Below are 25,419 nucleotides of genomic sequence, written 5' to 3'. Positions count from 1 at the left end.
CGCTTGAACGATGGCACGTGCATGCACGCGCCATCGTTCAAGCGTGTCCGGTCAGGACACCGACACGCTGTGCGCTGCCTCGCGGGTCGCCGCGAAGCGCACGTCCGGCGCGCGTTCCTGCGCCAGCTGCAGGTTGACCCGGGTCGGGGCCAGGTAGACCAGCTGGCCCGCCGCGTCGATGCTGAGGTTGCCCGCGTTCTTCTCGCGGAATTCTTCCAGCTTCTTCTCATTGCTGCAGGTGACCCAGCGCGCCGTGGTCACGCTGACCGGCTCGAACGTCGCTTCCACGCCATATTCGTCCTTCAGGCGGTAGGCCGCCACGTCGAACTGCAGCACGCCGACCGCGCCCAGGATCAGATCGTTGCTCATCAGCGGGCGGAAGAACTGCGTTGCGCCTTCCTCCGACAGCTGCGCCAGGCCCTTCTGCAGCTGCTTGAGCTTCAGGGGGTCGCGCAACCGCGCGCGGCGGAACAGTTCCGGCGCGAAGTTCGGAATGCCGGTGAAGCTGACCGCCTCGCCTTCCGTGAACGTGTCGCCGATCGAGATCGTGCCGTGGTTATGGATGCCGATCACATCGCCCGGCCACGCCTCGGCCGCGATCTCGCGGTCGCTGGCCATGAACGTCAGCGCATTGGCCAGCTTCATTTCCTTGCCCGTGCGCACGTGGAAGGTCTTCATGCCCGCCACGAAACGGCCGGAGCAGACGCGCATGAACGCCACGCGGTCGCGATGCTGCGGGTCCATGTTGGCCTGGATCTTGAACACGAAGCCGGTCAGCTTGTTTTCCTGCGGCGCGATCACGCGGCCGGTGGTGGCACGCGGCTGCGGCGACGGCGCATGCTCGACGAAGAAGTCCAGCAGCGGCTGCACGCCGAAATTGTTCACGCCCGAACCGAAGAATACCGGCGTCTGCCGGCCGGCCAGATAGGCCTCCAGGTCGAACGGGTGGCTGGCGCCCTGCACCAGCTCCAGCTCGTCGCGCAGGTCGGCCAGCATGCGCTCGCCGATCTTCTCGGCCAGGCCGGGCGAATCGATCGAGGGGAAGATCGTCGAGTCCTGCCGGGTGAAATTGCGGCCCTGCTCGTACAGGTGCACTTCGCCGCTGATCAGATGTACCACGCCCTTCAGGCGCTGGCCCATGCCGATCGGCCAGGTCACCGGCGCACACTGGATCCCGAGCACGCTTTCCACTTCATCCAGCAGGTCGATCGGCTCCTTGCCTTCGCGGTCCAGCTTGTTGATGAACGTCATGATCGGCGTGTCGCGCAGGCGGCACACTTCCATCAGCTTGATCGTGCGCTCTTCCACGCCCTTGGCGACGTCGATCACCATCAGCGCCGAGTCCACCGCGGTCAGCACGCGGTAGGTGTCCTCGCCGAAGTCGGCGTGGCCTGGGGTGTCGAGCAGGTTGACGATCTTGCCTTCGTACGGGAACTGCATCACCGACGAGGTAACCGAGATGCCGCGTTCCTTTTCCAGCGCCATCCAGTCGGAGGTGGCATGCCGGGCCGCCTTGCGGCCCTTGACCGAACCGGCCATCTGGATCGCACCGCCGAACAGCAACAGCTTTTCGGTCAGCGTGGTCTTGCCGGCGTCAGGATGGGAAATGATGGCGAAGGTGCGGCGGCGCGCAGCTTCGGTAGCGACTTCGGACATGGCGTGACGCGCCCGCCCGGGGCGCTTTTCAAAGAGATAAGCCGACGATTATACCGGGCCGCCGCTGTCGGCGGGTCAGGGGGATGCCGCCTGCCCCGGATCGGCCTCTTCACGCGCGAAGTGCAGCTCGCCCTGCGGGGCCACGATCCGGACCGGAATCGAGCGCAACTGCATGCCCACATTGACCTGCACCACGAAGTGCAGGTGCGGCGCGGTGCTGTAACCGGTGTTGCCCGAGACCCCGATACGCTGCCCGGCCTCGACCCGCTGCCCGCTGCGCACCAGCACCCCGTTGGCCTGCAGGTGCGCGTAGACGGCCATGCTGCCGTCGTCATGCAGCACCCGGATGAAGTTGGCCCGCGCGCGGTCGCGCGCCGGGTCGCGGCCATTGGCGGTGAAATTGCCCTGTACCTGCATCACCTTGCCGGCCCGCGCGGCCAGCACCGGCGTGCCTTCCGGCAGCGCGAAATCCACCGCATCGCTGTTTTCGGCGTCGCTGTGGCTGAAACGGCCCTGCGGCGCCTGGGTCACCTGGAAGCGCTTCGCATCGAAGGGCAGCTGGTAGGCCACGTCGCGCGGGCGTGCGGCCGGATCGCCCGGCACCGCGTCCAGCAGCAGGTTCAGGCGTTCGGTATCCGGCGGCAGCTGCAGGCGGACCACCACCACGCTGGCCGATCCGGGCAGCACCGCCTGCATCGGCAGCCCCGGCAATAGCGCCGCGCCGGCGTCCTGGCGCAGGGCGATCTGGACCGGGCCGGCCAGGTGGTTGTCGACACGTGCCTGCCAGCGGCTGGCCCCGCCTTCCAGCTTCACCGAGGCAATGCCGCCGGCGGTGGGTCCCTGCGGAGCGCCATCGGCCTGCTGGACCAGCCCCCAGCCAGAGCGCCACGCCTGCGCCGCAGGGGCGCCGGACGCCAGTGATACCAGGGGGCACAGCAGGAGTGACAGCAGCAGGGGGCGGCGCATCGTCGGTCTTCGTCTGAGGGTGCGCGGACTCTACGCAACTGCATCCGTTCAGGAAAGTGGGCTGATGAGAAAAAACTATATCGCTTCATCCCGATGAAAGGATTGACATGCCGCCGGGAGGCTGGCATCGTGGCTCCACCATCGAGACCGGCAGAGGGACAGGCCTTTTGAAGCCGGGGCAGCCCGCAGACGCGAAAGCGACCTGCGTAGGTGCCAAATCCTGCGGAGACCGTGGTGTCTTCCGAAAGATGGTTCGAACCGTGCACCGTGCGTGCGCTTCGAACGCGAGCTCCGCGAAAGCTCGATGGCCGTTTCTCCTTATCGGGATACCGCCATGCCTTTCGCCACCGCCGCCGTTGCTACCGACTCCTTCGCCCCGCTGAGCGTTCCGGTTGATGCCGGGCGCAGCGCCGTGCGCGGCGAAATCGCCGCGATCCTGTCGATGCGCCACGGGGGCCCGCGACCGGTACGGCTGCGCTACGAACTGGTCGGCCGTGCCGAGGCGCCGGTGGTGGTGCTGGCCGGTGGCATCTCCGCGCACCGCCACGTGGCCGCCAACGGCGAGTTCACGGAGAAGGGCTGGGCCGAGGGCCTGGTCGGCGCCGGCCGCACGCTCGATCCGGCGTCGCTGCGCATCCTGGCCTTCGACTTCATCGGCGCCGACGGCGCGCTCGACCTGCCGATCGACACCGCCGACCAGGCCGACGCATTGCTGCTCGTGCTGGACCACCTGGGGATCGCCCAGCTGCAGTGCTTCGTCGGCTACTCCTATGGCGCGCTGGTCGGCCAGCAGTTCGCGGTGCGCCACCGCCAGCGCCTGCTCAAGCTGGTCGCGGTCAGCGGCGCGCATCGCCCGCATCCCTATGCGGCGGCCTGGCGCGCGCTGCAGCGCCGTGCGGTCGCGCTGGGCCAGCTGCAGTGCGCCGAAAGCCACGGGCTGGCACTGGCCCGGCAGTTCGCCATGCTCAGCTACCGCACCCCCGAAGAGTTCGGCGAGCGCTTCGATGCCGCGCCGGAAGTGGTGAATGGCCGCGTGCGCGTGGCCGCCGAAGATTACCTGGACGCGGCGGGCGCGCAGTACGTCGCGCGCACCCCGGTCGAGGCGTACCTGCGGCTGTCCGAATCCATCGACCTGCACCGCGTCGACCCCGCCGCGATCGACGTGCCCACCGTGGTGGTGGCTGTCGAAGGCGACCGCCTGGTGCCGCTGGCCGACCTGGTCGGCCTGGTCGAAGGGCTGGGCCGGCACGGCAGCCTGCGCGTACTGCGCTCGCCGTACGGCCACGACGCCTTCCTGAAAGAAACCGATCGCATCGACGCGATCCTCGCCAACGCATTCCGCCTCCCGGGAGAAAACGCATGAGTCTGTCCACCGGTTCCGAGCCGTCCTGTAGCCGTGTCACCGCCGCCGTGCGCGCCGGCATCGACCGTGATACCGCGCATGGGGCGGTGACCCCGCCGATCGTGCTGTCCTCGAACTTCAGCTTCGACGGTTTCGGCAACAAGCGCCAGTACGACTACACGCGCAGTGGCAACCCGACCCGCGACCTGCTGGGCGAGGCGCTGGCCGAGCTGGAGGGGGGCGCCGGTGGCGTCATCACCTCGACCGGGATGGGCGCCATCAACCTGGTGCTCAACGCGCTGCTGCAGCCGGGCGATACGCTGGTGGTGCCGCACGACGCGTACGGTGGCAGCTGGCGCCTGTTCAATGCACTGGCGAAGAAGGGTCACTTCACTCTGGTCACCGCCGACCTGACCGACCCGCGTTCGCTGGCCGAGGCACTGGCCGGCTCGCCGACCCTGGTGCTGATCGAGACCCCGTCCAATCCGCTGCTGCGCATCACCGACCTGCGCTTCGTGATCGACGCCGCGCACAAGGCCGGTGCCAAGGTGGTGGTGGACAACACCTTCCTGTCGCCGGCACTGCAGCAGCCGATCGCCTTCGGTGCCGATGTGGTGCTGCACTCCACCACCAAGTACATCAACGGCCACAGCGACGTGGTCGGCGGCGCGGTGATCGCACGCGACCCGGCGCTGCATGAGCAGCTGGTGTGGTGGGCCAATGCGCTGGGCCTGACCGGCTCGCCGTTCGACGCGTTCCTGACCCTGCGCGGTCTGCGCACGCTGGGTGCCCGCCTGCGGGTGCACCAGGAAAACACCGCCGGCATCGTCGAGCTGCTGGCCGCCAGCGACGCGGTGGCGAACGTGTACTACCCCGGTCTGGCCGAGCATCCGGGCCACGCCATCGCCGCGCGCCAGCAGAGTGGTTTCGGCGCGATGCTGTCGTTCGAACTGGCCTCCTGCCCGGGCGATGATCCGCACGCGGCGGTGCGCGCGTTCGTCGATGGCCTGCGCTGCTTCACCCTGGCCGAATCGCTGGGCGGCGTGGAGAGCCTGGTGGCGCACCCGGCCACCATGACCCATGCGGCGATGACCGCCGAGGCGCGCGCACATGCCGGCATCGGCGAGGGCCTGCTGCGCCTGTCGGTCGGCATCGAAGCGCTGGAAGACCTGGTCGCCGACCTGCAGGCCGGACTGGAGCGCGCGCAGGCGGTGATCGACCTGCAGTCGCAGGCGGCGCGGCGCAAACAGGTGGACGCATGAGCGCGGTGGTTCCGTTCACGCGTGCGCAGCCGCGCCGGCTGGCCTTGCTGGGCACGGGCACGGTAGGCACCGCGTTCGTGCAGCGCTACCAGGCGCTGCAGTCGCGCGGCATCGCGCTGCCGCAGTTCTCGTGGTTGGCCAACTCACGCACGGCACGTGCCTGCGAACGGTTGCCCGAACAGGAACTGGCCGAGGCCAACCGCGCCCAGCGCAGTGCGCCGGCGGTGCAGCCCTGGGCCGAGGCCGAGGGCCTGCAGCGCGGGGACGTGGTGGTGGATGCCACCGCCAGCGACGACGTGGCCAACTGGCATGAACAATGGCTGGCGCGCGGCGTGCACGTGGTAACCGCCAACAAGCTGGGGCAGGGCGCGCAGCTGGCACGCGCGCAGGCCATCGCCGACAGTGGCCACGGCGGCGGCGCGCGTTATGGCGACAGTGCCACCGTGGGTGCCGGGCTGCCGTTGCTGAGCAGCCTGCGCGGGCTGGTGGCGGGCGGCGACCACATCCACCGGGTGGAGGGCGTGCTGTCCGGGTCACTGGCCTGGCTGTTCCATCACTACGATGGCCAGCGCCCGTTCTCTGCGTGGGTACGCGAGGCGGTCGACGCCGGCTACACCGAACCGGATCCGCGCGTGGACCTGTCCGGCGAAGACGTTCGCCGCAAGCTGCTGATCCTGGCCCGCGCCAGCGGTATCGCGCTGCGCGCCGAGCAGGTGCAGGTTGCATCGCTGGTGCCCGATGCATTGGCTTCGTTGCCGGTCGCGGCGGCCATCGATCAGCTGTCGCTGCTGGATGCACCGCTGCAACGGCACTGGGAGCAGGCACGCGCGCAGAACGGCTGCCTGCGCTTCATCGGCGGCTTCGATCGTGATGGCGCCCGTGTCGGCCTGCGCATAGTGGCGCTGGACCATCCCCTGGCCGGCGGCGCCCAGACCGACAACCGCGTGGCGATCCACAGCGACCGCTACAGCGCGCAACCGCTGCTGATCCAGGGACCGGGCGCAGGCGCCGACGTAACCGCCGCGGCATTGCTGGACGATGTGTTGCGGATAGCAAAGGCGTAGAGCCACGCCGCGCCATTTGACCGACGGGCGCCGATTCGATGAACGCATCGCCATGCGCGCGGAACCTCCCGCCGCAACGGAACGTGATTCAGGCGTGGCTGCTCTTCGTTCCGGCACCGCGCAGCCACGCACGGCGTGGCTCTACGCCCGTGGTACCCGGTACCTCGCGTTGTCTGGCAGGATCACTTCCTGCCCGACAACGCCTCCAACAAGGCCGCATTGAACCGCTCGGGATCCTGCACCTGCGGCGAATGGCCGAGCTCGTCGAAGCTCACCAGCGTTGCAACTGGAATCGCCGCAGCCGCCGCCTTGCCCAGCGCGGGGTAGTCGCCCAGCGTCGCCTTCAACGCAGCAGGCGCCAGGTCACGGCCGATCGCGGTGCGGTCCTTCTGGCCCACCAGCAGCGTGGTGGGCACGCGCAGGTTGGGCAGTTCGTAGACCACCGGCTGGTTGAACACCATGTCCGAGGTCAGCGCCTGGCTCCATGCGACGGCCTCCTTGCCCGGGCCGGCGTACATGCCGGCCTGCATGCGTGCCCAGTGCTCGTACTCCGGCGTCCAGTCGCCGTTGTAGTACACCTCCAACTGGTACTTCTTGATGCTGTCGAAGCTGGTCTTCAGCTCATTGGCATACCACGCATCCACGCTGCGCCACGGCACGCCCTTGGCCTTCCAGTCTTCCAGCCCGATCGGATTGACCAGCGCCAGCTGGCGGATCTGCTGCGGGTACATCAGCGCAAAGCGCGTGGCCAGCATGCCGCCCATCGAGTGGCCGACCAGGTCCACCTTGGTGGTGTCCAGCTTGAGATGGGCGAGCAGGGCCTGGGTGTTGGCGGCCAACTGGCCGAACGAATACTGGTAGCGCAGCGGCTCGCTGGACTTGCAGAAGCCGATCTGGTCCGGCGCGATGACGCGGTAGCCGGCCGCACTCAACGCGGTGATCGTGTCACGCCAGGTCCCCGCGCAGAAGTTCTTGCCGTGCAGCAGCACGACCGTCCCCACCAGCGCGCGGCCGGCCGGCGGTACATCCAGGTAGGCCATTTCCAGCGGTTGCCGCTGCGAATCCAGCCGGAACGTGTTGACCGGCCAGCCGTAGTCGAACGCCTGCAGGCGCGCGTCGTAGGTGTCGGCGGCAAGGCCGGTCAGGGGCAGGCAGGCAAGCAGGGCAGCGGCCAGGATGCGCATGGCGGTCTCCAATAGGGGACCGTCAGCATAACCGTCGTCGCACGGTCGCGTGGGGCTCTGCCCCAACCGAACCGTGGTGCCGGGCTCTGCCCGGCAGACCTCATCAACACTCGATGACGTTTACCGCCAGGCCACCGCGGCTGGTTTCCTTGTACTTGTCCTGCATGTCGCGGCCGGTGTCGCGCATGGTCTTGATCACCTTGTCCAGCGAGACCTTGTGCTTGCCGTCGCCACGCATCGCCATGCGCGAGGCGTTGATCGCCTTGACCGCGCCCATCGCATTGCGCTCGATGCAGGGAATCTGCACCAGGCCGCCGATCGGGTCGCAGGTGAGGCCGAGGTTGTGTTCCATGCCGATCTCGGCGGCGTTCTCGATCTGGCTCGGGTTGCCGCCCAGCGCGGCGACCAGGCCGCCGGCGGCCATCGAGCAGGCCACGCCTACCTCGCCCTGGCAGCCGACTTCGGCGCCGGAGATCGAGGCGTTTTCCTTGTACAGGATGCCGATGGCGGCCGAGGTCAGCAGGAAGTCGAACACACGCTGCTCGTTGGCGCCCGGGCAGAAACGGTCGAAATAGTGCAGCACCGCCGGCAGCACGCCGGCCGCGCCGTTGGTGGGCGCGGTGACCACGCGACCGCCGGCCGCGTTCTCTTCGTTCACCGCCAGTGCGTACAGGTTCACCCAGTCCAGCGTGGTCAGCGGATCGCGCATGGCCGCTTCCGGCTTGGAAGAGAGCTCGCGGTACAGCGCCGGTGCGCGGCGCGACACCTGCAGGCCGCCCGGCAGGGTGCCTTCCTGGCGGATGCCACGGGCCACGCACTGCTGCATGGCGTCCCAGATCTCGCGCAGCTGCTCGCGGATCTCGTCTTCGCTGCGCCAGCACTTCTCGTTCTCGAACATCATCTGGGCGATGCTCAGGCCGCTGCGCGCGGTCTGGGCCAGCAGTTCGTCGCCACTCTTGAACGGGTAGGGCAGCGGGGTTTCATCGGGCACGATGCGGTCATCGGCCGCGTCGTCCTGGTTGACCACGAAGCCGCCGCCCACCGAGTAGTAATCGCGCGTGGCGATCACCTGGTCCTGCGCGTCGTACGCGGTGAAGCGCATGCCGTTGGTGTGGTAGGGCAGCTTCTGGCGCTTGTTCAGGCCCAGGTCGCGCTTCTCGTCGAAGGCGATTTCATGGGTGCCCATCAGCCGGATGCGCTTGCTGCTGCGGATCCGCTCGAGCGTGGCGGGAATGATGTCCGGGTCGATCAGGTTCGGGCGCTGGCCCTCCAGGCCCAGCAGCACGGCCTTGTCGGTGCCATGGCCGCGACCGGTCAGTGCCAGCGAGCCGTAGACGTCGGCGCGGATGCGCACCACGTCCTGCAGGCAGCCCGGGTCCAGCAGCCAGCGGTGCACGAAGCGTTCGGCAGCCTTCATCGGCCCTACGGTGTGCGAGGAGCTCGGGCCAATGCCGATCTTGAAAACGTCGAACGTGCTGACAGCCATGATTGCCAAACTGCGGGTATCGGATGGAGCGCTATTCTATGCTTTCCGCAGCAACCACCCTGGCTGCAACGCAACATAGGGGCGCCATGTTCATCCTGTACCAGCGCGACGACTGCCATCTCTGCGACCTGGCCCTGACGGTCCTGGCCCAGGCCCGGGTGCCCGGGCTGGACAGTGTGTTCATCGACGACGACGTGGCCCTGGAGACGCGCTATGGCAGCCGGGTACCGGTCCTGCGCGACGGGCAGGGCCGGGAACTGGACTGGCCGTTCGACGCCTCCACCCTGTCGGCGTGGATGACGGACCACCGGTAGCGCCGGCCGTTGGCCGGCACTAGGGACGCCGAACCGCCAAGGGGGTTATTTAGCCTGCAGCTTCACCACGGTACTGATCGCGGTCTCATCCGGGATGGTCTTGGTGTCGTTCCAGTCGCCCTGGCCTACGCCGAAGTCCAAGCGCTTGACCGTGGCTTTGCCCTTGAGTTCCGGGTTGGCACCGGGCTTCCATTCGAAAGTGAAGGTGACCGGCTTGCTCACCCCGCGCAGCTCCAGCGTGCCATTGGCGACGTACTTGTCGCCGCTCTTGGTGAAGCCCTTGGCGGTGTACCTGGCCGTGGCGAACTTGGCGACGTTGAAGAAGTCGGCCGTCTTCAGCGTTGAATCGCGGTCACCATTGCCGGTCTCGGCACCTGCCAGCGGAATGGTCACGTCCAGCGTGCCCGCGGCCGGGTTGGCCGGGTCGAAGCTGATCTTGGTCGAGAAGCCCGGAAACTTGCCGGTGAACACTTCGCCGTCGTACTTGGTGGCAAAGGCCAGGTGCGAACCGGCACCCGGGGCCTGCACGTAATCGGCGGCCAGCACCGGGGCGGTGGCCATCAGGCCGGCCAGCGCGGCAGCGACGGCGGCGGGGGAGGTGAGTTTGATGTTCATCGTCAATCCTTCTGGGGGGAGGCGATCCAGCGCTGCGGCAGCATGCGCGCCAGCGTGGCATCGCGTTGGAAGAAGTGGTGGTACAGAGCGGCGCCGGCGTGTGCGACCACCACCGCGATCAGCAGCCAGAAGCCCCACTCGTGGATGGCGTGGGAGATGTCACGCGCCGCCGGGTCCGGTGCGACCAGTTTGGGCACGTCCACCAGCCCGAACCAGCGGAACGGACGCAGGCCACTGGCCGAATCGTAGATCCAGCCGGACAACGGCAGCGCGAACATCAGCACGTACAGCAGCCAGTGCGTGGCCGAGGCGATGCGTTCCTGCCAGGTCGGCGTGCCGGGCACCGGCTCAGGGGCACCGGCATACAGGCGCCAGCCCAGGCGCAGCGCCACCAGCGCCAGCACGGTGATGCCCAAGGATTTGTGCGCGGTATACACCCAGAAGTATTTCGGGGTACGGGGCAGCTCGCCCATCGTCAGGCCGACGATGCCCAGCACGAGGATGAGCACGGCGATCAGCCAATGCAGGCCCTCGCTGACAGTGCCCCAGCGGTCACGGGTGTTTCGGGTGGTCATGGCGAGCGCTTCCGGGCGGGCGAAGTGGATGGAATCTCGGAGTCGTCGGCCGGTACCGGAGTTCCCGGTTCTTCGACGGACGGTGTGTCCTGCGGATCGGTGGCGCTGCGGTCGCGCACGGCCTCGGCTTCGATACGCAGCTGCACCTGGTCGCCGATCATCGACGGCCAGGCATCCACGCCGAAGGCGCTGCGGCTCAGCGTGGTGGTGGCCGAGAAGCCGGCGGTGCGACGGAACGGCGGCATCGGGTGGCGCTTGACCGCGTTGAGCGTTACCTCGAGCGTCACCTCCTGGGTGACGCCATGCAGGGTCAGGTCGCCAACCACCCGCGCGTGGGTGGCATCGATCGGCTCGATGCGGGTGGACACAAAGCGTGCCTCGGGATGGCGCTCGGCATCGAGCAGGTTGCGCGCCAGGGCGGCCTTGTTCCATTTGTCGTCGCCCAGGTCCAGGCGTTGCAGTGGCACGCTGACGGTGAGCGTGGCGCTGCGCCAGTCGTCGGCATCGAAGGCGAGGGTGCCTTCACTGCCCGACACCGTGCCCAGTGCCTGCGAGAAGCCGGCGTGCTCGACCGCGAACAGCACCCGCGTGTGCACCTGGTCGAGGCGGTAGGTGTCAGGAGCGGCGCTTACCGCCCAGGGGGCGATGCACAACAGCAGGGCAAGGGTCAGGCGCTGGTTCACGGCCGGCTCCATTCAGGGCTGGGCCGATCATACGCGTTGCCCCGTGATGCCTGGCAGCACCATGGCTGCAACAGATCGTGGTGCGGCCAGCCGGCTGGGGCCGGGGCGTTGTGCAGCGCACTGTGTGACAATCGCGGGCAACAGGGAGAACTCGATGGCGTTGAGCACGCGCGGTTGGCGGGCAGGCATCGTGCTGCTGGCACTGGCGTTGTGTTCGGTGCCGTCAGCGTTGTGGGCCGCAGGGACATCGGCAGAAACACCGCGCATGCGCCGCTTCGGTGCAGCCGAAGGCATGCCTTCCCGCATGGTGCTGGCGCTGGCGCAGGATCGCCGGGGGTACATATGGGCGGCCACCGACGATGGCCTGGCCCGTGTTGACGGCGTGGGCCTGCGCGTGTGGCGGCATGCGCCGGACGATCCCGGTTCGCTGCCCGGCAATGAGATCGAAACGCTGCTGGTCGATCCGCTGGACCGGGTGTGGGTCGGCAGCAATGGCGTGGGGTTGAGCATGCTGGGACCCGGGCGCGAGCGCTTCGAGCGCTTCCCCGAGCTCAACGAGCACTGCGAAGGCCAGTTCTGGGCGTTGGCCTACGCGGCCAAATCGCTGTGGATCGGCACCAATCGGCATGGCATCTGCCGGCGCGACGAGGACGGCACGCTGCAGCGCTACCAGGCCGACCCGGCCGATCCCCACAGTCTCCCCGACGACACCATCTACAGCATGCTGGCCGATCCCCAGGGCCGTGTGTGGGTCGGCACCGGCAGCGGCGTGGCCCGCTGGGACGGGCGCGGCTTCACCCGCATCGCGCCGTCCGTGCTCGGCGGCAAGAGCGTCTTTCGCCTGACCCGCGACCCGGACGGCACGGTCTGGGCCGGCACCGAGGGCGGCCTGTTCCGTATCGGCACCGACGGCAGCGTGCGCCCGGCACCGTGGACGCTCAGCGCCGATGTCCGCGCGGCCGCAGTGGTGCACGACCGCAACGGTGGCTACTGGCTGGGCACGGCCGATGGCCTGTACCGCGGCGACGAGCAGAACCTGCGCCTGCTGGCCGGCGACGGTGGCAGTGGCTTCCTGACCGAACGCAGCGGCGTGCTGGACATGCTGCAGGACCATGAAGGTGGCCTGTGGGTCGCGATGCTGACCCAAGGCCTGGCCTATCTGCCGCCGGACTGGAAGCGTTTCTCCACCTGGTACCAGCTCGACGGCAAGCCGTTGGACAGCGTTTACCTGTTGGGGGTCGGGGCCGCCGGTAATGCGTACTACATCGCCGGCGCACACGGGCTTTACCACCTGGACGACAGCGCCCGCCTGAGCCAGATTGCCGACGAGAAAAAGCTGGGCGTCGGCGCCATCTGGGCGGTGCTGCCGCGTGCCGACGGCGCGCTGTGGATCGGCCGCGCCGGCCGCTTGGGCCTGTACCAGCCGAAGTCCGGACAGCTGCGCGAATGGAAGATCGGCGGAGGTTCGGACGTGCGTCAGCGCATCGACCTGATCCGTCAGGCCCCCAACGGCGAGCTGTGGCTGTCGATCATGAGCTTCGGCATCCAGCGCCGCGATGCAAACGGCGAGCTGCTCGAATCCATCCGGATCGAGGAGGGGCGGGGTCTGACCGAGAACCCGGTCGAACAGATGGGGTTCGATCCGCGCGGCCAGTTGTGGATCATGGGCGACATGGGCCTGCTGCGCTGGCAGGAAAATCGCTTCGAACGGGTGCCCGGCGTTTCCGCGGGAATGGTGTTCGACATCGCCTGGGCAAGTCCCGACGACGTCTGGATGGCGCGCAACGGCAGCCTGGAGCGCTACCGCTGGGACGGCCTGAGCATGACCCTGCGCGAGCGGGTCGGTGCCGCACAGGGCGTGCCGCCGGTGTCGATGGGCGGTCTGGTGCTCGGCCGCGACGGGCAGGTATGGGCGACCACGCCGCGCGGCCTGCTGTGCTGGCATCCGCAGCAGCGTCGCCTGCGCCTGTATGGCGAACGCGATGGGCTGCCGGACGCCGAGTTCAGTGGGCGCCCGCCGGTGCGTGGCGCCGATGGACGCGTGCTGGCCGTCACCGCGACCGGCCTGGTGGGCTTCGACCCGAACGCGGCCGATCTGCAACTGCCGCCGTCGCAGCTGGTGATCGACAACATCCAGGTGCGTCGCGACGACGCCGAAGGCCAGCAGTCGCTGCCGGTCAATGCACCGTTGCTGCTGGGGCCGGACGACCGCGACCTGATCATCTCCGCGCGACTGCTGTCCTATGCCAGCCCGATGGGCAACCGTTACCGCTACCGCGTCTCGGGCTACGACCAGAACTGGGTGATGCAGAACGCCAGCGGCGAGCGCCTGCTGTCGCGGTTGCCATCGGGCCAGTACGCCATCGATGTGCAGGCCGCCACGGCCCACGGTGACTGGACGCCGTCGCGCACCATCAGCGTGCAGGTGCAGCCGCCGTGGTGGCGCAGCGGCTGGGCCATCTTTGGTTACCTGGTGCTGTGGCTGCTGTTGATCGCATTGCTGCTGCTGGTCACCCGTGCGCGGCTGCGTCGCCGGCAGCAGTGGCAGCTGACCGTGCACAAGCAGCAGATCGCCGAGCAGGCGTCGCAGGCCAAGAGTCGCTTCCTGGCCACGCTGGGGCACGAAGTGCGCACGCCGATGACCGGCGTGCTGGGCATGAGCGAGCTGTTGCTGGCAACGCCGCTGGACGACCTGCAGCGCGGCTATGCCGCATCCATTCAACACGCAGGCACGCACCTGCTGCGGCTGGTGAACGATGCGCTGGACCTGGCGCGGATTGAAGCCGGCCGGTTGGAGCTGGACATCCGTCCTTTCGATCTGATGTCGATGCTTACGCAGGTGGAAGCCCTGATGGAGCCGATGGCGCATCACCGCGGGCTGGCCTTCGAGCGCAGCTTCAACCTGCCCGGTCCGGTGCAGGTCAGTGGCGACGAGATGCGCGTGCGGCAGATCCTGATGAACCTGCTGGGCAACGCGATCAAGTTCACCGAGCAGGGGCACGTGGGCCTGGATGTCGAACTGCTGGCCGATGGCATGGGGTTGGTGTTCGAGGTCTCCGACACCGGTCCCGGCATCAACGAGGACCAGCAGCAGCGCCTGTTCCACCGCTTCGAGCAGGCCGATGGCCCGCGTACCGCCTCACGCTACGGCGGCAGTGGGCTGGGCCTGGCCATCTGCCAGGAACTGGCGGTGGCGATGGGCGGGCGCATCGGCATCGACAGCCAGCCGGGACACGGCGCGCGTTTCACCGTGCACCTGCCGCTGCCATGGAGCCAGCGCCAGGGCGCAGCCAGCTCCGCGGCGCCGGACGGTGCCCGGATCGAGCTGCCGCCGCTGCGCATCCTGCTGGTGGAAGACGATGCCACCGTTGCCGAGGTGATCGCCGGGCTGTTGCGCGCACGCGGGCATGCCGTGGTGCACGCGCTGCACGGTCTTGCCGCGCTGTCGGAAGTGGCCGCCGGTGACTTCGACGTCGGCCTGCTCGACCTGGACCTGCCGGCGCTGGACGGCATCGCGATTGCTGGGCAGTTGCGGGCGATGGGCTATGAGTTGCCGCTGGTCGCCGTGACCGCGCGCTCGGATGCGTACGCCGAGCAGCAGGTGCTGGCGGCCGGGTTCGACGGCTTCCTGCGAAAGCCGGTCACGGGCGACCTGCTGGTGGATGCCATCGCCCAGGCGCGCGCGGCCCGGGCCGCCGCCGGCTGAGCGTGGCCGATGCCACTTCATAGCCTGTGTGTTATCGAATCCCTCAATCAATCTAAAACTTGATTCGCAGCCGTGTGACCTGTTTACAGATTGCCCGGTGCAACCTGGCGACGCGGGTCCTACCGTGACAGGGATGAGAATGTTGCCGCTGCGGTAGACGGTGAAGCGTCCGCGAGTCGCCCTGCGCGGGCAACTGGGAACCCTGCTGTTGGTCGTGTGCCTGGCCTGGTCCGCACAGGCCTTCGCCGTGGTCGTGCAGGTGCCGTGGCCGCGCCAGCTGGGCGCCACCGATGGGCTGCCGGATCCGCATGTGCGCGAGATCGCCGAAGATGCCACCGGCTATCTGTGGCTGGCCGGCAGCGACGGTCTGATGCGTTTCGATGGACAGCGCTACCGGCTGTGGCGGCACGACGAAGGCCTGCCCGATGTGGACCTGCGCTCGGTGCATGTGGACGCGCGGGACCGGCTCTGGCTGGGCACGGCCACCCGTGGGCTGGTAATGATGGGGGCCAGCCGCAACGGCTTCCTGCGTGTCGATGCCTCCGCCCCGCCGGCCGTCCGTACGGGGCATCTGCGTCAGGTGACGAGCAGCCGCGATGGCTGGGTCTGGGTCATCGGTGACGATCAGCGCCTGTATGGCCTGTCACCGCGACGCGCGCGCTGGCAACGCCAGCCGTTGCAGGATCATGCGGTGCGCATGCTGGCTCGCGATGCAGAAGGCGCACTGTGGGTGGCGTCGGGCGGTGGCCTGTGGCGCTGGAACGGCGATACCTTCGTGTCCGTGCCGCTGCCATTTCCGGCGACTACGCAGCTGCTGTCGCTGTGGGCAGACCCGCAGGGCGGGATCGAAGTAGCCACCTCGCGCGGAACCTGGGTGCTCGACGCCAGCCAGCAGGTACGCGCCGGCCCGCTGCCGATGCGCAGCGTGCTGCGCAGTGCCGACGCGACGCTCTGGCAGCAGCGCGAGGGCGTGCTGCAGCGTCGCGACGGCGGCGGAGTGCATCCGGTTGCGCTGCGTCCAGCAGCCGGCGCGGCACCGGGTCCGGTGCGGGTGCGGCAGGCGTTGCAGGATCGCCACGGCGACCTGTGGTGGGTCACCGAGCGGCACGGCGTGTGGTGGCTCCCGGCGCGTTGGCGGCAGTTCACCGCACTGCCGGGTGGCCCCGTGATGGCGCTGGCGGCATCGGGAGACAACCACGCGTGGGTGGCCGGCAGCGGCGGACGATTGCATCGTCTGGACTTGCGCAGCGGGCGCAGCATCGACCACCTCGACCACGCACGCGGAGGCGACAGCGCGTTGCCGGTGGGCCTGGCCGAGGACGCCGCCGGCCAGCTCTGGATCGCCAGCGGGGACCGACTCGTCCGCTACGACCCGGTGCGCCGCCAGCGCCAGGAGTGGCGTACGGGCGTGGGAACGCGCCCGGCAGCGCTCAACCTGAGCAGCTGCGCGGCCGGGCAGCTGTGGCTGGCGCATCCGCAGGCGCTGCAGCAGTGGTCGACGACGGGGACGCTGCTGCGCAGCGGCACGCCCACGGCCCTGGGTCTGACCGCCGACGTGCCGGCACGTCAGTTGCTGTGCGCGCGCGATGGCCACGTATGGGCGACCGACCCAACGGGCATCAAGCGCTGGTCAACGGCCCGCGAGCGTTTCGAGCCGGTCGATGGCGACAGCGGCGGAAGTGCGGTCGCGCTTGCCGAGGCCGACGACGGCACGCTCTGGATCAGCCGCCAGGGCGCGCTGGAACACTACCGCCCCGGCGAAGAGGGCCTGCGGCGGCTGCGTCGTATCGATGCGGCACAGGGCTACCCGCAGCTGCGCGCGGACGCGCTCGCCGTGGGACGCGATGGCGCGGCGTGGGCAGGCACGGCGCGCGGGCTGGTGCGCGTCGACCCGCGCCAGGGTGACGTGCGGGTGCTGGGCGTCAGCCAAGGCCTCCCGGTGCAGGAGGTGCTCAGCCAGGCACTGCTGCGCCTCGGGTCGGGGGCGTTGCTGGCGGGGATGGGGGAAGGCGGGCTGCTGGCCTTCGATCCACGCGGGCTGCGCGAGCCGGATCGCCCGCCGGTGCTGGTCATGGAGGCCATGAGCCGGCGTCGCCATGGCCGCCTGCTGCCGGTGCCGTTGAACGCGTCGCCGGTGCAGCTGAGCACCGCCGACCGCAACGTGCGGGTTGCGGTCAGCCTGCTCGGCCGGGGCGACCCGGACCGCATCCAGCACCGGTTCCGGCTTCCCGGGCAGGACCCGGGCTGGATCGATACCGGGCCGGTGGCCCAGCGGCTGTTCGCACGCCTGCCGGCTGGCGAACATACCCTGCTGATGCAGGCGCGGCACGCCGAGGGACCGTGGTCGGCGGTGCGGCAGGTATCGCTGCGCGTGCAGCCGCTGTGGTGGGAAAGTGGCCTGGGCCGCGCGGCGATCGCCGCCGCGCTCTGCGCGCTGGTGGTGCTGGCGGCGCGCCTGCAGCAGCGCCAGCGGCGCCGTCGCGCCCGGCGCCGGCAGGCGCGTGCCGGGCGGCAACGGGCCGAACAGGACTCGGCACAGCGCAGCCGCTTCCTGGCCGACCTCGGCCGGCAGATACGCGCCCCGCTGACGCCGGTGCTGGGCTGGAGCGAGTTGCTGCTGCAGTCCCCGCTGTCGCCGATCCAGCGCGAACAGGTGGGCAGCCTGCAGCGGGCGGGGCATCACCTGTTGCACCTGATGGACGACGCACTGGACGTGGCCAGCATCGAGTCGGGGCGGCTGCAGCTGCAGGGCACCCCGTTCGCACTGGCGCCCCTGCTGCACGAGCTGTACGCGCTGCAGCAGCCGGCGGCGGACGGCAAGGGGGTGGCGTTGCACTGGAGCAACAGCCTGGATGCGCGGGCGGGTTTCCACGGCGACGTCCAGCGCCTGCGCCAGATCCTGCTCAACCTGCTGGGCAACGCGGTGAAGTTCACCACCCGTGGGCAGGTCAGCCTGAGCGCGCGTGCCGGGCCCGAGGGTCGCGGTCTGGTTCTGTGCGTGGCCGATACCGGCCCGGGCATGAGCGCCGACCAGGTGCAACGGCTGTTCCAGCGCTTCAGCCAGGCCGAGGGCGCGCAGACGGCGGCGCGCCATGGCGGGAGCGGGCTGGGGTTGGCGATCAGCCGGGAACTGGCCCGGGCAATGGGCGGCGACATCACGGTGGAGAGCCAGCCGGGCCGTGGCACGCAGTTCGAGCTCGTGTTGCCGTGGGCGCGCGCGCTGGATGCGCCAGCGGCGTCGCCTCCTGCAGGCGGCGGCACCGTGCAGGCGCCCTGCAGCCTCCGGGTGATGGTGCTGTTGCCGTCGGCCAGCGCGGTCGACGTGGTCTGCGCGCTGCTGCGCGCACAGGGGCACCGGGTCACCGGCGTGGACACCCTGGACGCCTGGTTGCGCGATGTCGATCCCGGGCCGTGGGACTTGATCGCCACCGATCCGGACATGCTGGTGCACGGCGCCCGGCTCAGTGCGCGGTTGCCCTGGTTGTGGCCAGGCGTGCCGCGGCTGGCGCTGACGCCGCGTGCCGATGCCTGCGCCGAACGCGATGCGCGCGCCGGAGGCTTCGAGCTGTTTCTGCGCCTGCCCGTGACCAGCGCGCGGCTGGCGGCCGGGCTTGCGCAATGCCGGGCGCGTGCATGAGCGCTGCAGGGCACGCTGCGGCGCGGTCGCTGTGCGGGCTGCTGCTGGGCCTGCTGCTCGCCGGCGCAGCGCTGGCAACCCCTCACAACGCAGTGCCGTTCACCAGCGCCGACGGACTTCCCTCCAGCGCCGTGCGCCAGCTGGTGGAAGACCGCCAGGGCTATCTGTGGTTCGCCACGGAAGACGGACTGGCCCGCTTCGATGGGCATCGCTTCCGGGTGTGGCGGATGGAGCAGGGACTGGCGGACAACGAGCTGCTGGCCATTGCCGCCGACGCGCGGGACCAGTTGTGGATGGGCACGGGCAACGGCCAGCTGATGCGGATGTCGGTCGATCGCGAACACATCGACGTATTCGATGGCGCGCGCTTCCCGGCGTTGGCGGGCACCGCGATCAGCGTCGTATTTCCTGCCCCCGACGGTGTCGTCTGGTTTGGCACGCGCGACGCAGGCCTGTTTCGACTGGGGCCGGAACGACGGCTGCGGCAGTTCCTGCCCACCCGGCGTGGCGATGGGCTGCCCGACCGCACGGTCGAGCATCTGGCGATGACCGCCGATGGCACGCTGTGGGTGGGCACGCCCAATGGCCTGGTGCGCTGGCGCGACGGTCGTTTCCTTGCGCCCGAACCGGCGTTGTTGCGCACCGCGCCCGTCACCGCACTGCGGGTCGATGCCGGTGGGCGACTGTGGGTCGGGGGCGCGGCAGGGCCGTGGCGGTCGACGCCCGGCGGGCGCCTGGAGCCGGTGGATGCCGGCGCCGACACGCGCCCACTGGCCGCGGCACGCCGCGGCGGACCCTGGCTGGGCGATGGCGCGCAGGTCTGGCAAGGCGATGGCGGGCCGCTGCATGGCGCGACCGTCGCCGTGACGGGTAGCCACGCGGCGCCGCACTTCCGGTCGGCGCTCGAAGACCGCCACGGTGGCGTCTGGTTGCTCGGAATGCAGCGGGGGGTGTGGCGGCTGCCGCCCCATTGGCGCCACTTCATGCCGGCCGGCACCACGGCGCCCGCGTTGCCCGAACGGGATGCGATGCGACTGGACGCCGCGCGGCCGATGCAGGCGCTGCAGTGTGCGGACGGCAGCCGCTGGCGGATCAGCGCGCAGGTGATCGAGCGCTTTCCCCCCGACAGTGCCCCCGTACGCCGCTGGCCCAGGGATGCGCAGGCTCCGCCTGGGCGGGACGACGGCGGGGTGGTGCATTGCGACGGCGCCGAAGGGCTGTGGTGGGGCGGGCGCCTGGGGCTGGCGCGCTGGACGGCGGGGCGCCTGCAGCGGGTGTCGGGCGTGCACGGTGAGATCAGCGCACTGCACGTTGCCGATGACGGCGCGCTGTGGATCGCCGGCGCCGGCAGCGTGCGCCGCTACCAGGTCACCGGCACGGTCGCGCGGCCCGGCATATTCGTGGACGCGCGGGAGGGCCTGCCACCGCTGCAGCTGACCTCGTTGGCCAGCGACGCACACGGCGCCGTCTGGGCGACCAGCGCCAGGGGCCTGCTGCGCCTGCGCCCGCGTGAGGGAAAGGTGCGCCTGTACACGCGCAGCGACGGGGTTCCCGAAGCGGTATTCAATGCGCAGTTGCGCGCCGACGGTGCGCACATGCTGGCGCTGCATCCGCAGGGCGCCGTGGTGCGCTTCGATCCTGCGGGGTTGACCGCCTGTCCGGGCGAACCGGCGCTGGTGGTCGAGCGGGTGCAGGTGCATCGCGACGGACACCTGCAGGTGCTGGCGCCGCAGCCGACGCTGCACCTGCGGCCGGGCGACCGCGACATCCAGGTCAGCATCCGGCTGCTCGGCACGGCGGTGGAGGCGGGCCAGCAGTACCGCTTCCGTCTGTGCGGGCTGGACCGGGAGTGGATACGCGTGGGGCGCAGCGGCACCCGTGGCTTCCCGCAGTTGCCGCCCGGCGAACACCGCCTGGAATTCCAGGCGCGGCTGGGCGATGGCCGCTGGTCGGCCACGCACGCCCTGCAGCTGCAGGTGGAGCGCAGCGGCTGGCATCACCCGGCAACCCTTGGCCTGCGTGTTGCGGCCGGGGCACTGCTGTTGGGCGGCGGTACGTGGGCCACCCTGCGGCGGCTGGCACGAACCCGCCGCGCGCAGGCGTCGGAGCAGCGCGCGGCGCTGGCCGTGCGCTCGGCGCATGCCAAGGAACAGTACCTGGCGACCCTGGGCCATGAGGTGCGAACGCCGCTGACCGGGATGCTCGGCATGAGCGAGCTGCTGCTGGACTCCCCGTTGCACGCGCCCCAGCGGCAACAGATGGAGCGGATCCGGGAGGGTGGGTTGCGCGTGCTGCAGCGGGTCAACCAGGCCCTGGATGAGGCGCGCTTGGAGGCGGGCTGCGCCCCGGTGCAGTCGCGGGTGTTCAATGTGGCGCAGACGCACCGACAGTGGCTCGCCCGCCAGGTGCTGCCTCTGTGCAGGCGTGGCACGGCGGTGGCGTTGTGCGTGCACGTGGCGCCGGCCGCGTATGCACAGGGCGATCCGGACCGTCTGATCCAGATGATGGAGAGCGTGGCCTCCACGCTGGTGTCGCGGACCGGCGCCGGGCGGCTCGTCCTGCAGGTCGGCTGGCGGCCCGGGCGCGAGGGGCTGCTGCTGGACTTCGCGGCCAGCGGCACCGCCAACCGGCATCTGCCCCCCGCGTCGGGTGTGGGCGCGGCCATCCCGGCACCCACCCCGGCGGCATTGTCCGCGGCGCTGGCCCGCGCCCGGCGCATGACCCGCGCGCTGGGGGGCAGGCTGCGCGTGCATGCCGGGGCTGGCCGGCAGTGGCGGGTGCTGGTCAGCCTGCCACTGCCGGCCGCGCTGCCACCGCAGGATCGGGACGGGCGCGATGCGATGCCGCCGCCCGGGCCGGGCAGGCGGGTGCTGCTGGTGGATGACGATGCGGCCACCGCCGCGCTCGGTTGCCGGCTGCTGGCCGAGCTGGGGCACCAGGCCGTGCATGTGCCGCACGCCTTGGCCGCATTGGCCGAACTGGCCGCGGCGCCGGTGGATCTGGTGATGCTGGATCTGGCGCTGCCCGGTCTGGATGGGCTGGCATTGCTCGCCCTGATGCGCGCACAGGGATTCCACGCGCCGGTGCTGGCGATGAGCGATAGGGATACGCCTGGGCTGGCGGGGCAGGTGATGGCCGCCGGCGCGAGCGCGCTGCTGCGCAAGCCGACCTGCAGCGCTGCGCTGCGCGCGGCGCTGCACGAGGCGGGCCCGGGCTGAGGGTTCGTCGCTGCCGGGCGAAGCGTTTACCATCTACCCCACCGACCCGGGCCAGTTGCGACGGGTCCTGCCCGGTCCCGCGCTGCGCGGCCCGGCCTTGAACCGCTCCGGGAGAACCATTGGTGGTGCCTTTGCGTTGGCTGCTCCTGTTCGGGATGCTGTGGTTGTGGCCGTCGCTGCTGGTGGCGCAACCGGTACCACCTACACCGCGACAGCTGACGGTGTTCGACGGCCTGCCCTCCAATACCGTCAACCGCATGGCCGAGGACGGCTACGGGTACCTGTGGCTGGCCACCAACGACGGGCTGGCGCGTTTCGACGGACGCAACTACCGGATCTGGCGCGCCGGCGATGGGCTGCGCGACAACCACGTATGGAGCGTGCATGTGGATGCGCGCAACCAGCTGTGGATCGGCACCGAGAATGCGGGCCTGGCGATGATGTCGGCGGACCGGCGCGAGCTGCGCTTCTTCGACCGCACCAGCCACCCGGTGATCGGCAGCAACACGGTCTGGAGCCTGGCATCCACCGGTGACGGCGCGCTCTGGTTCGGGACCTACGGCGGCGGGCTGCATCGCATGGATCGCGACGGCACGATCACCCGCTACATGCCCGAACCCGGCAATCCGCGCAGCCTGCCGGCGGACTCGGTCACCCACATGGCCACGACCCGCGACGGCAGCCTGTGGGTGGGTACCAAGGCCGGGCTGGCGCGCTGGACCGGGCACGACTTCGAGCGCGTGCCCGCCGCGCTGTTGCCGGTGCAGGTGATCAACGGCCTGACCGCCGAGCTGGATGGCAGCCTGTGGATCAGCACCAACGCCGGCGTGGTGGTGCGGCGTGCCGACGGTCGCTTCGAACCGGCACCGTGGAAGGTGGGCGAGAACGACCAGGTGCTGGGCATGATGCTGCGCGATGAGCAGGGCGGCTACTGGCTCGACACGCGCTCCGGACTTGGCCGCGCCTACCAGAACCAGTTCCAGCAGGTGCCGCTGTACAGTGCGGTCGCGCGCGGCCAGGTCCGGCCCAACTGGACCGGCGCCTATGAAGACCGCGAAGGCGGGATCTGGCTGGCCAGCACCAACAGCGGCCTGTGGCATCTGCTGCCACGCTGGTGGCAGTTCTCGGTGCTGTCGCGGCTCGAGGACGATCCCGCCTCGCTGCGCAACGGCTATGTGCTGGGCATGGCCGCGTCGGCCAATGGCGGCGTATGGACGGTGGGCACGCATGGCGCGCTGGACCGCTTCGACCCGGTTACCGGCCGTATCGAACAGCACCGCACCTGGGTGGACGGCTCACAGTGGCTGCAGGCGGTGGTGGAAGACGCGCGCGGCCAGGTATGGATCGGATCGCACGAGGCGCTGCTGCGCTACGACCCCAAGGATGCCTCGCTGCGACGCTGGGGGCGCGATGCGTCGGCCGACCGCGTGCTGGACGGCGTGGTGGAGTCGCTGGTGCTCTGCGATGGCGGCCTGCTGTGGAGCAATTCGTCGGGTGGCCTGCAGCAGCGCGACCTGGATGGGCGCGTGCTGCAGCAGATGGCGCCCGGTCAGGCCGGCCTGGCCGCCGGGCAACTGGTGCAGGGCCTGCTGTGCGGACCGCAGGACCAGCTGTGGCTGGCCACCAGCCAGGGGCTGATGCGCTGGGTGTCCACGCGCGCGACCTTCGAACCGTTGCGCGGCGCCACGGCCACCAGCGTCCTGGCCATGGCACGCGCCAACGACGACAGCGTCTGGGTCTCTGAGGAAGGGCGACTGACCCGATACCGCTGGAATGGCACCCAGCTCGAACGGCTGGGCGTGGTGGGTGGCGCCGCCGGGTACCCGGAGCTGTCGGCGACGGGGCTGGTGGTGGACGCACAGGACATCGTATGGGCCGCCAGCGCGCGCGGACTGATCCGCGTGGATGCCAAGCAGGGCAGCGTGCGGCAGTACGGCGTACGCGATGGCCTGCCGAGCCAGGAATTCCGCCGCAACACGCTGGTGCGTACCGCCAGCGGGCACGTCGCCGGGGGCACGCCGGCGGGCGTGGTGCTGTTCGACCCGGACCAGGTGCGGCCGGCCACCCGCCGGGCCCCGCTGGTGATCGAGCGGGTGGAAGTGCGCCGTGGCGAGCGCGTGCTCGACCTGACCCATCTGGCGCCGCTGGAGATTGCCGACGCCGATCGCGACCTGCGCATCGTGGCGCGGCTGCTGTCCTTCGCCGATTCCTCGTCCAACAGCTACCGCTACCGCCTGGCTGGCTATGACCCGGACTGGGTGGAAGTGGGCCCGGGCGGCGAACGCGTGTTTTCCCGCCTGCCGCCGGGGCGTTACCGGCTTGAAGTGCAGGCGCGCTCGGCCGACCTGGTCTGGTCACGGGTGCAGGTACTGGATTTCCGCGTGCAGCCGCCGTGGTGGCGCAGCCTGTCGGGCCTGCTGGTGCTGACCTCCGTCGCGCTGCTGCTGATGAGCCTGTTCGCCTGGCTGTACCGGCGTCGCCTGCAGCGCCGGCATGCCTACCAGCTGGCGCTGCACAAGCAGGAACTGGCCGAGCAGGCCTCGGCCGCCAAGACCCGCTTCCTGGCCAACCTGGGCCATGAGGTGCGCACGCCGATGACCGGCGTGCTGGGCATGAGCGAACTGCTGCTGAGCTCGCCGCTGAGTCCGGAGCAACGCAGCTACACCGAGTCGATCCGGCATGCCGGCGAACACCTGCTGCATCTGGTCAACGATGCGCTGGACCTGGCTCGGATCGAGTCCGGGCGGCTGCAACTGCAGGCACAGCCCTTCCCGCTGCAGGGAGTGATCGACGACGTATGCATGCTGATGGCGGCATTGGCCGGCCAGAAGCAGCTGCGGTTCGTGGTCGACAATGCGCTTCCGCCGGGCACCTGCAGCGTCGGCGATGCGGTGCGGGTGCGGCAGATCCTGCTCAACCTGCTGGGCAACGCCGTGAAGTTCACCCGCCATGGCGAGGTGCGCCTCAAGGTGCGCGCGCTGGCGCCGGACCGCGGGCTGTACTTCGAGGTCTCCGATACCGGGCCGGGCATCAGTGCCGACCAGCAGCAGCGGTTGTTCCGCCGCTTCGAACAGGCCGATGGTGCGCGCACGGCGGCGCAGTATGGCGGCAGTGGCCTGGGCCTCGCGATCTGCCGCGAACTGGCACTGGCGATGCAGGGGCAGATCGGCGTGGAAAGCCAGCTCGGGGTAGGGACGCGCTTCAGCGTCACGCTGCCGTTGCCGCTGCAGATGGCGGACGACACGGTTGGCGCCGCCGGTGTGGCCGAAGGGCAGCCGTTGCCGCCGCTGCGCATCCTGCTGGTCGAGGACGACGCGACGGTGGCGAGCGTGATCGTGGGGCTGCTGGGCGCGCGCGGGCACCAGGTGGTGCATGCCGGGCATGCGCTGGCGGCGTTGCGCGAGGTGAGCGATGGGCCGTTCGACGTGGCGTTGCTCGACCTGGACCTGCCGGGGCTGGGCGGCATGGAGCTGGCCGGGCACCTGCGCAACCAGGGCTATGAGATGCCGCTGGTTGCCGTCACCGCGCGCACCGACCCGGGCGTCGAACAGCAGGTGCGCGATGCCGGCATACAGGGTTTCCTGCGCAAGCCGGTTACCGGCGACCTGCTGGAGCAGGCGATCGCGCGGGTGTTGGTGGATGCGCGGGGGTAATTCGGATGCGGTAGAGCGGACTGTTAGTCCGCTGCCCTGGCATGCAGCGGACTAACAG

The 25,419-nt window shown here is 70.0% G+C and carries 15 protein-coding genes and 1 riboswitch; of the genes, 8 read left to right on the top strand and 7 right to left on the bottom strand.

Annotated elements, in window-relative coordinates; all coding sequences use genetic code 11:
- Positions 1-51: 51 nt before the first annotated feature.
- A complete protein-coding gene (locus ACREPD_RS16005) occupies positions 52-1,656 on the bottom strand; it encodes a peptide chain release factor 3 (protein ID WP_431600248.1) in 1,605 nt (534 codons plus the stop codon).
- Between the two features lie 75 nt (positions 1,657-1,731).
- Positions 1,732-2,622, bottom strand: coding sequence for a M23 family metallopeptidase (locus tag ACREPD_RS16000; RefSeq protein WP_431600247.1), 891 nt, complete (start codon positions 2,620-2,622; stop codon positions 1,732-1,734).
- Between the two features lie 135 nt (positions 2,623-2,757).
- A riboswitch (SAM riboswitch) is annotated at positions 2,758-2,877 on the top strand.
- Between the two features lie 79 nt (positions 2,878-2,956).
- On the opposite strand from ACREPD_RS16000, the gene metX reads away from it, so the two are divergent.
- From metX to ACREPD_RS15985, 3 genes are read left to right on the top strand one after another with little or no spacing between them, the layout of a single operon-like run.
- Complete coding sequence (metX, locus tag ACREPD_RS15995) at positions 2,957-3,985, top strand: homoserine O-succinyltransferase MetX (RefSeq protein ID WP_431600246.1); 1,029 nt, start codon at positions 2,957-2,959, stop codon at positions 3,983-3,985.
- A complete protein-coding gene (locus ACREPD_RS15990; RefSeq protein WP_431600245.1) occupies positions 3,982-5,226 on the top strand; it encodes an O-succinylhomoserine (thiol)-lyase in 1,245 nt (414 codons plus the stop codon). The genes metX and ACREPD_RS15990 overlap by 4 nt, the downstream gene beginning before the upstream one ends.
- Complete coding sequence (locus tag ACREPD_RS15985; protein WP_431600244.1) at positions 5,223-6,290, top strand: homoserine dehydrogenase; 1,068 nt, start codon at positions 5,223-5,225, stop codon at positions 6,288-6,290. The genes ACREPD_RS15990 and ACREPD_RS15985 overlap by 4 nt, the downstream gene beginning before the upstream one ends.
- Positions 6,291-6,472: 182 nt before the next feature.
- Here ACREPD_RS15985 and ACREPD_RS15980 read toward each other — a convergent pair whose 3' ends face one another.
- Both ACREPD_RS15980 and ACREPD_RS15975 read right to left on the bottom strand, forming a co-directional pair.
- Positions 6,473-7,474, bottom strand: a complete 1,002-nt coding sequence (locus ACREPD_RS15980) for an alpha/beta fold hydrolase (protein WP_431600243.1) — start codon at positions 7,472-7,474, stop codon at positions 6,473-6,475.
- 103 nt (positions 7,475-7,577) lie between these two features.
- Complete coding sequence (locus ACREPD_RS15975; RefSeq protein WP_431600242.1) at positions 7,578-8,960, bottom strand: L-serine ammonia-lyase; 1,383 nt, start codon at positions 8,958-8,960, stop codon at positions 7,578-7,580.
- Positions 8,961-9,046: 86 nt separating this feature from the next.
- Between ACREPD_RS15975 and ACREPD_RS15970 the strand changes: the two genes are divergently transcribed.
- Positions 9,047-9,274: a glutaredoxin family protein gene (locus tag ACREPD_RS15970; RefSeq protein ID WP_431600241.1), complete on the top strand. Its 228-nt coding sequence runs from the start codon at positions 9,047-9,049 to the stop codon at positions 9,272-9,274.
- 45 nt (positions 9,275-9,319) lie between these two features.
- Here ACREPD_RS15970 and ACREPD_RS15965 read toward each other — a convergent pair whose 3' ends face one another.
- Genes ACREPD_RS15965 through ACREPD_RS15955 form a run of 3 tightly spaced genes read right to left on the bottom strand, consistent with a single transcriptional unit; the run spans position 9,320 to position 11,159 of the window.
- Positions 9,320-9,889 (bottom strand): YceI family protein, encoded by a 570-nt coding sequence (locus ACREPD_RS15965; RefSeq protein ID WP_431600240.1) that lies wholly within the window; start codon positions 9,887-9,889, stop codon positions 9,320-9,322.
- Between the two features lie 2 nt (positions 9,890-9,891).
- On the bottom strand, positions 9,892-10,464 hold the full coding sequence (locus ACREPD_RS15960; RefSeq protein WP_431600239.1) for a cytochrome b: 573 nt from the start codon (positions 10,462-10,464) through the stop codon (positions 9,892-9,894).
- Entirely contained in the window at positions 10,461-11,159 is a 699-nt protein-coding gene (locus ACREPD_RS15955; RefSeq protein WP_431600238.1) for a YceI family protein, read from the bottom strand. Before ACREPD_RS15955 ends, ACREPD_RS15960 begins: the two co-directional genes overlap by 4 nt.
- Positions 11,160-11,301: 142 nt before the next feature.
- Between ACREPD_RS15955 and ACREPD_RS15950 the strand changes: the two genes are divergently transcribed.
- From ACREPD_RS15950 to ACREPD_RS15935, 4 genes are all read left to right on the top strand, one after another.
- Positions 11,302-14,853: an ATP-binding protein gene (locus ACREPD_RS15950; RefSeq protein ID WP_431600237.1), complete on the top strand. Its 3,552-nt coding sequence runs from the start codon at positions 11,302-11,304 to the stop codon at positions 14,851-14,853.
- A 160-nt stretch (positions 14,854-15,013) separates the two neighbouring features.
- The gene (locus ACREPD_RS15945; protein WP_431600236.1) at positions 15,014-18,490 is read left to right on the top strand and encodes an ATP-binding protein; all 3,477 of its coding nucleotides are present in this window, start codon (positions 15,014-15,016) and stop codon (positions 18,488-18,490) included.
- Positions 18,487-21,708 (top strand): hybrid sensor histidine kinase/response regulator, encoded by a 3,222-nt coding sequence (locus tag ACREPD_RS15940; RefSeq protein ID WP_431600235.1) that lies wholly within the window; start codon positions 18,487-18,489, stop codon positions 21,706-21,708. The genes ACREPD_RS15945 and ACREPD_RS15940 overlap by 4 nt, the downstream gene beginning before the upstream one ends.
- A gap of 155 nt (positions 21,709-21,863) precedes the next feature.
- Entirely contained in the window at positions 21,864-25,361 is a 3,498-nt protein-coding gene (locus ACREPD_RS15935; protein WP_431600249.1) for an ATP-binding protein, read from the top strand.
- Positions 25,362-25,419: the final 58 nt, after the last annotated feature.

The organism is Stenotrophomonas sp., assembly GCF_050737075.1.
GTDB lineage: Bacteria > Pseudomonadota > Gammaproteobacteria > Xanthomonadales > Xanthomonadaceae > Stenotrophomonas.
This window is presented reverse-complemented; position numbering and strand designations above follow the sequence as displayed.

Excerpts from the sequence above, each read along its gene's own strand:
- ACREPD_RS15970 (WP_431600241.1), top strand. The coding sequence starts at position 9,047 with ATGTTCATCCTGTACCAGCGCGACGACTGCCATCTCTGCGACCTGGCC.
- ACREPD_RS15965 (WP_431600240.1), bottom strand. The coding sequence starts at position 9,889 with ATGAACATCAAACTCACCTCCCCCGCCGCCGTCGCTGCCGCGCTGGCC.
- ACREPD_RS15985 (WP_431600244.1), top strand. The coding sequence starts at position 5,223 with ATGAGCGCGGTGGTTCCGTTCACGCGTGCGCAGCCGCGCCGGCTGGCC.
- ACREPD_RS15960 (WP_431600239.1), bottom strand. The coding sequence starts at position 10,464 with ATGACCACCCGAAACACCCGTGACCGCTGGGGCACTGTCAGCGAGGGC.
- ACREPD_RS15950 (WP_431600237.1), top strand. The coding sequence starts at position 11,302 with ATGGCGTTGAGCACGCGCGGTTGGCGGGCAGGCATCGTGCTGCTGGCA.
- ACREPD_RS15955 (WP_431600238.1), bottom strand. The coding sequence starts at position 11,159 with ATGGAGCCGGCCGTGAACCAGCGCCTGACCCTTGCCCTGCTGTTGTGC.
- ACREPD_RS15975 (WP_431600242.1), bottom strand. The coding sequence starts at position 8,960 with ATGGCTGTCAGCACGTTCGACGTTTTCAAGATCGGCATTGGCCCGAGC.
- ACREPD_RS16000 (WP_431600247.1), bottom strand. The coding sequence starts at position 2,622 with ATGCGCCGCCCCCTGCTGCTGTCACTCCTGCTGTGCCCCCTGGTATCA.
- ACREPD_RS15940 (WP_431600235.1), top strand. The coding sequence starts at position 18,487 with ATGAGCGCTGCAGGGCACGCTGCGGCGCGGTCGCTGTGCGGGCTGCTG.
- ACREPD_RS15990 (WP_431600245.1), top strand. The coding sequence starts at position 3,982 with ATGAGTCTGTCCACCGGTTCCGAGCCGTCCTGTAGCCGTGTCACCGCC.
- ACREPD_RS15935 (WP_431600249.1), top strand. The coding sequence starts at position 21,864 with ATGCTGTGGTTGTGGCCGTCGCTGCTGGTGGCGCAACCGGTACCACCT.
- ACREPD_RS15980 (WP_431600243.1), bottom strand. The coding sequence starts at position 7,474 with ATGCGCATCCTGGCCGCTGCCCTGCTTGCCTGCCTGCCCCTGACCGGC.
- ACREPD_RS16005 (WP_431600248.1), bottom strand. The coding sequence starts at position 1,656 with ATGTCCGAAGTCGCTACCGAAGCTGCGCGCCGCCGCACCTTCGCCATC.
- metX (WP_431600246.1), top strand. The coding sequence starts at position 2,957 with ATGCCTTTCGCCACCGCCGCCGTTGCTACCGACTCCTTCGCCCCGCTG.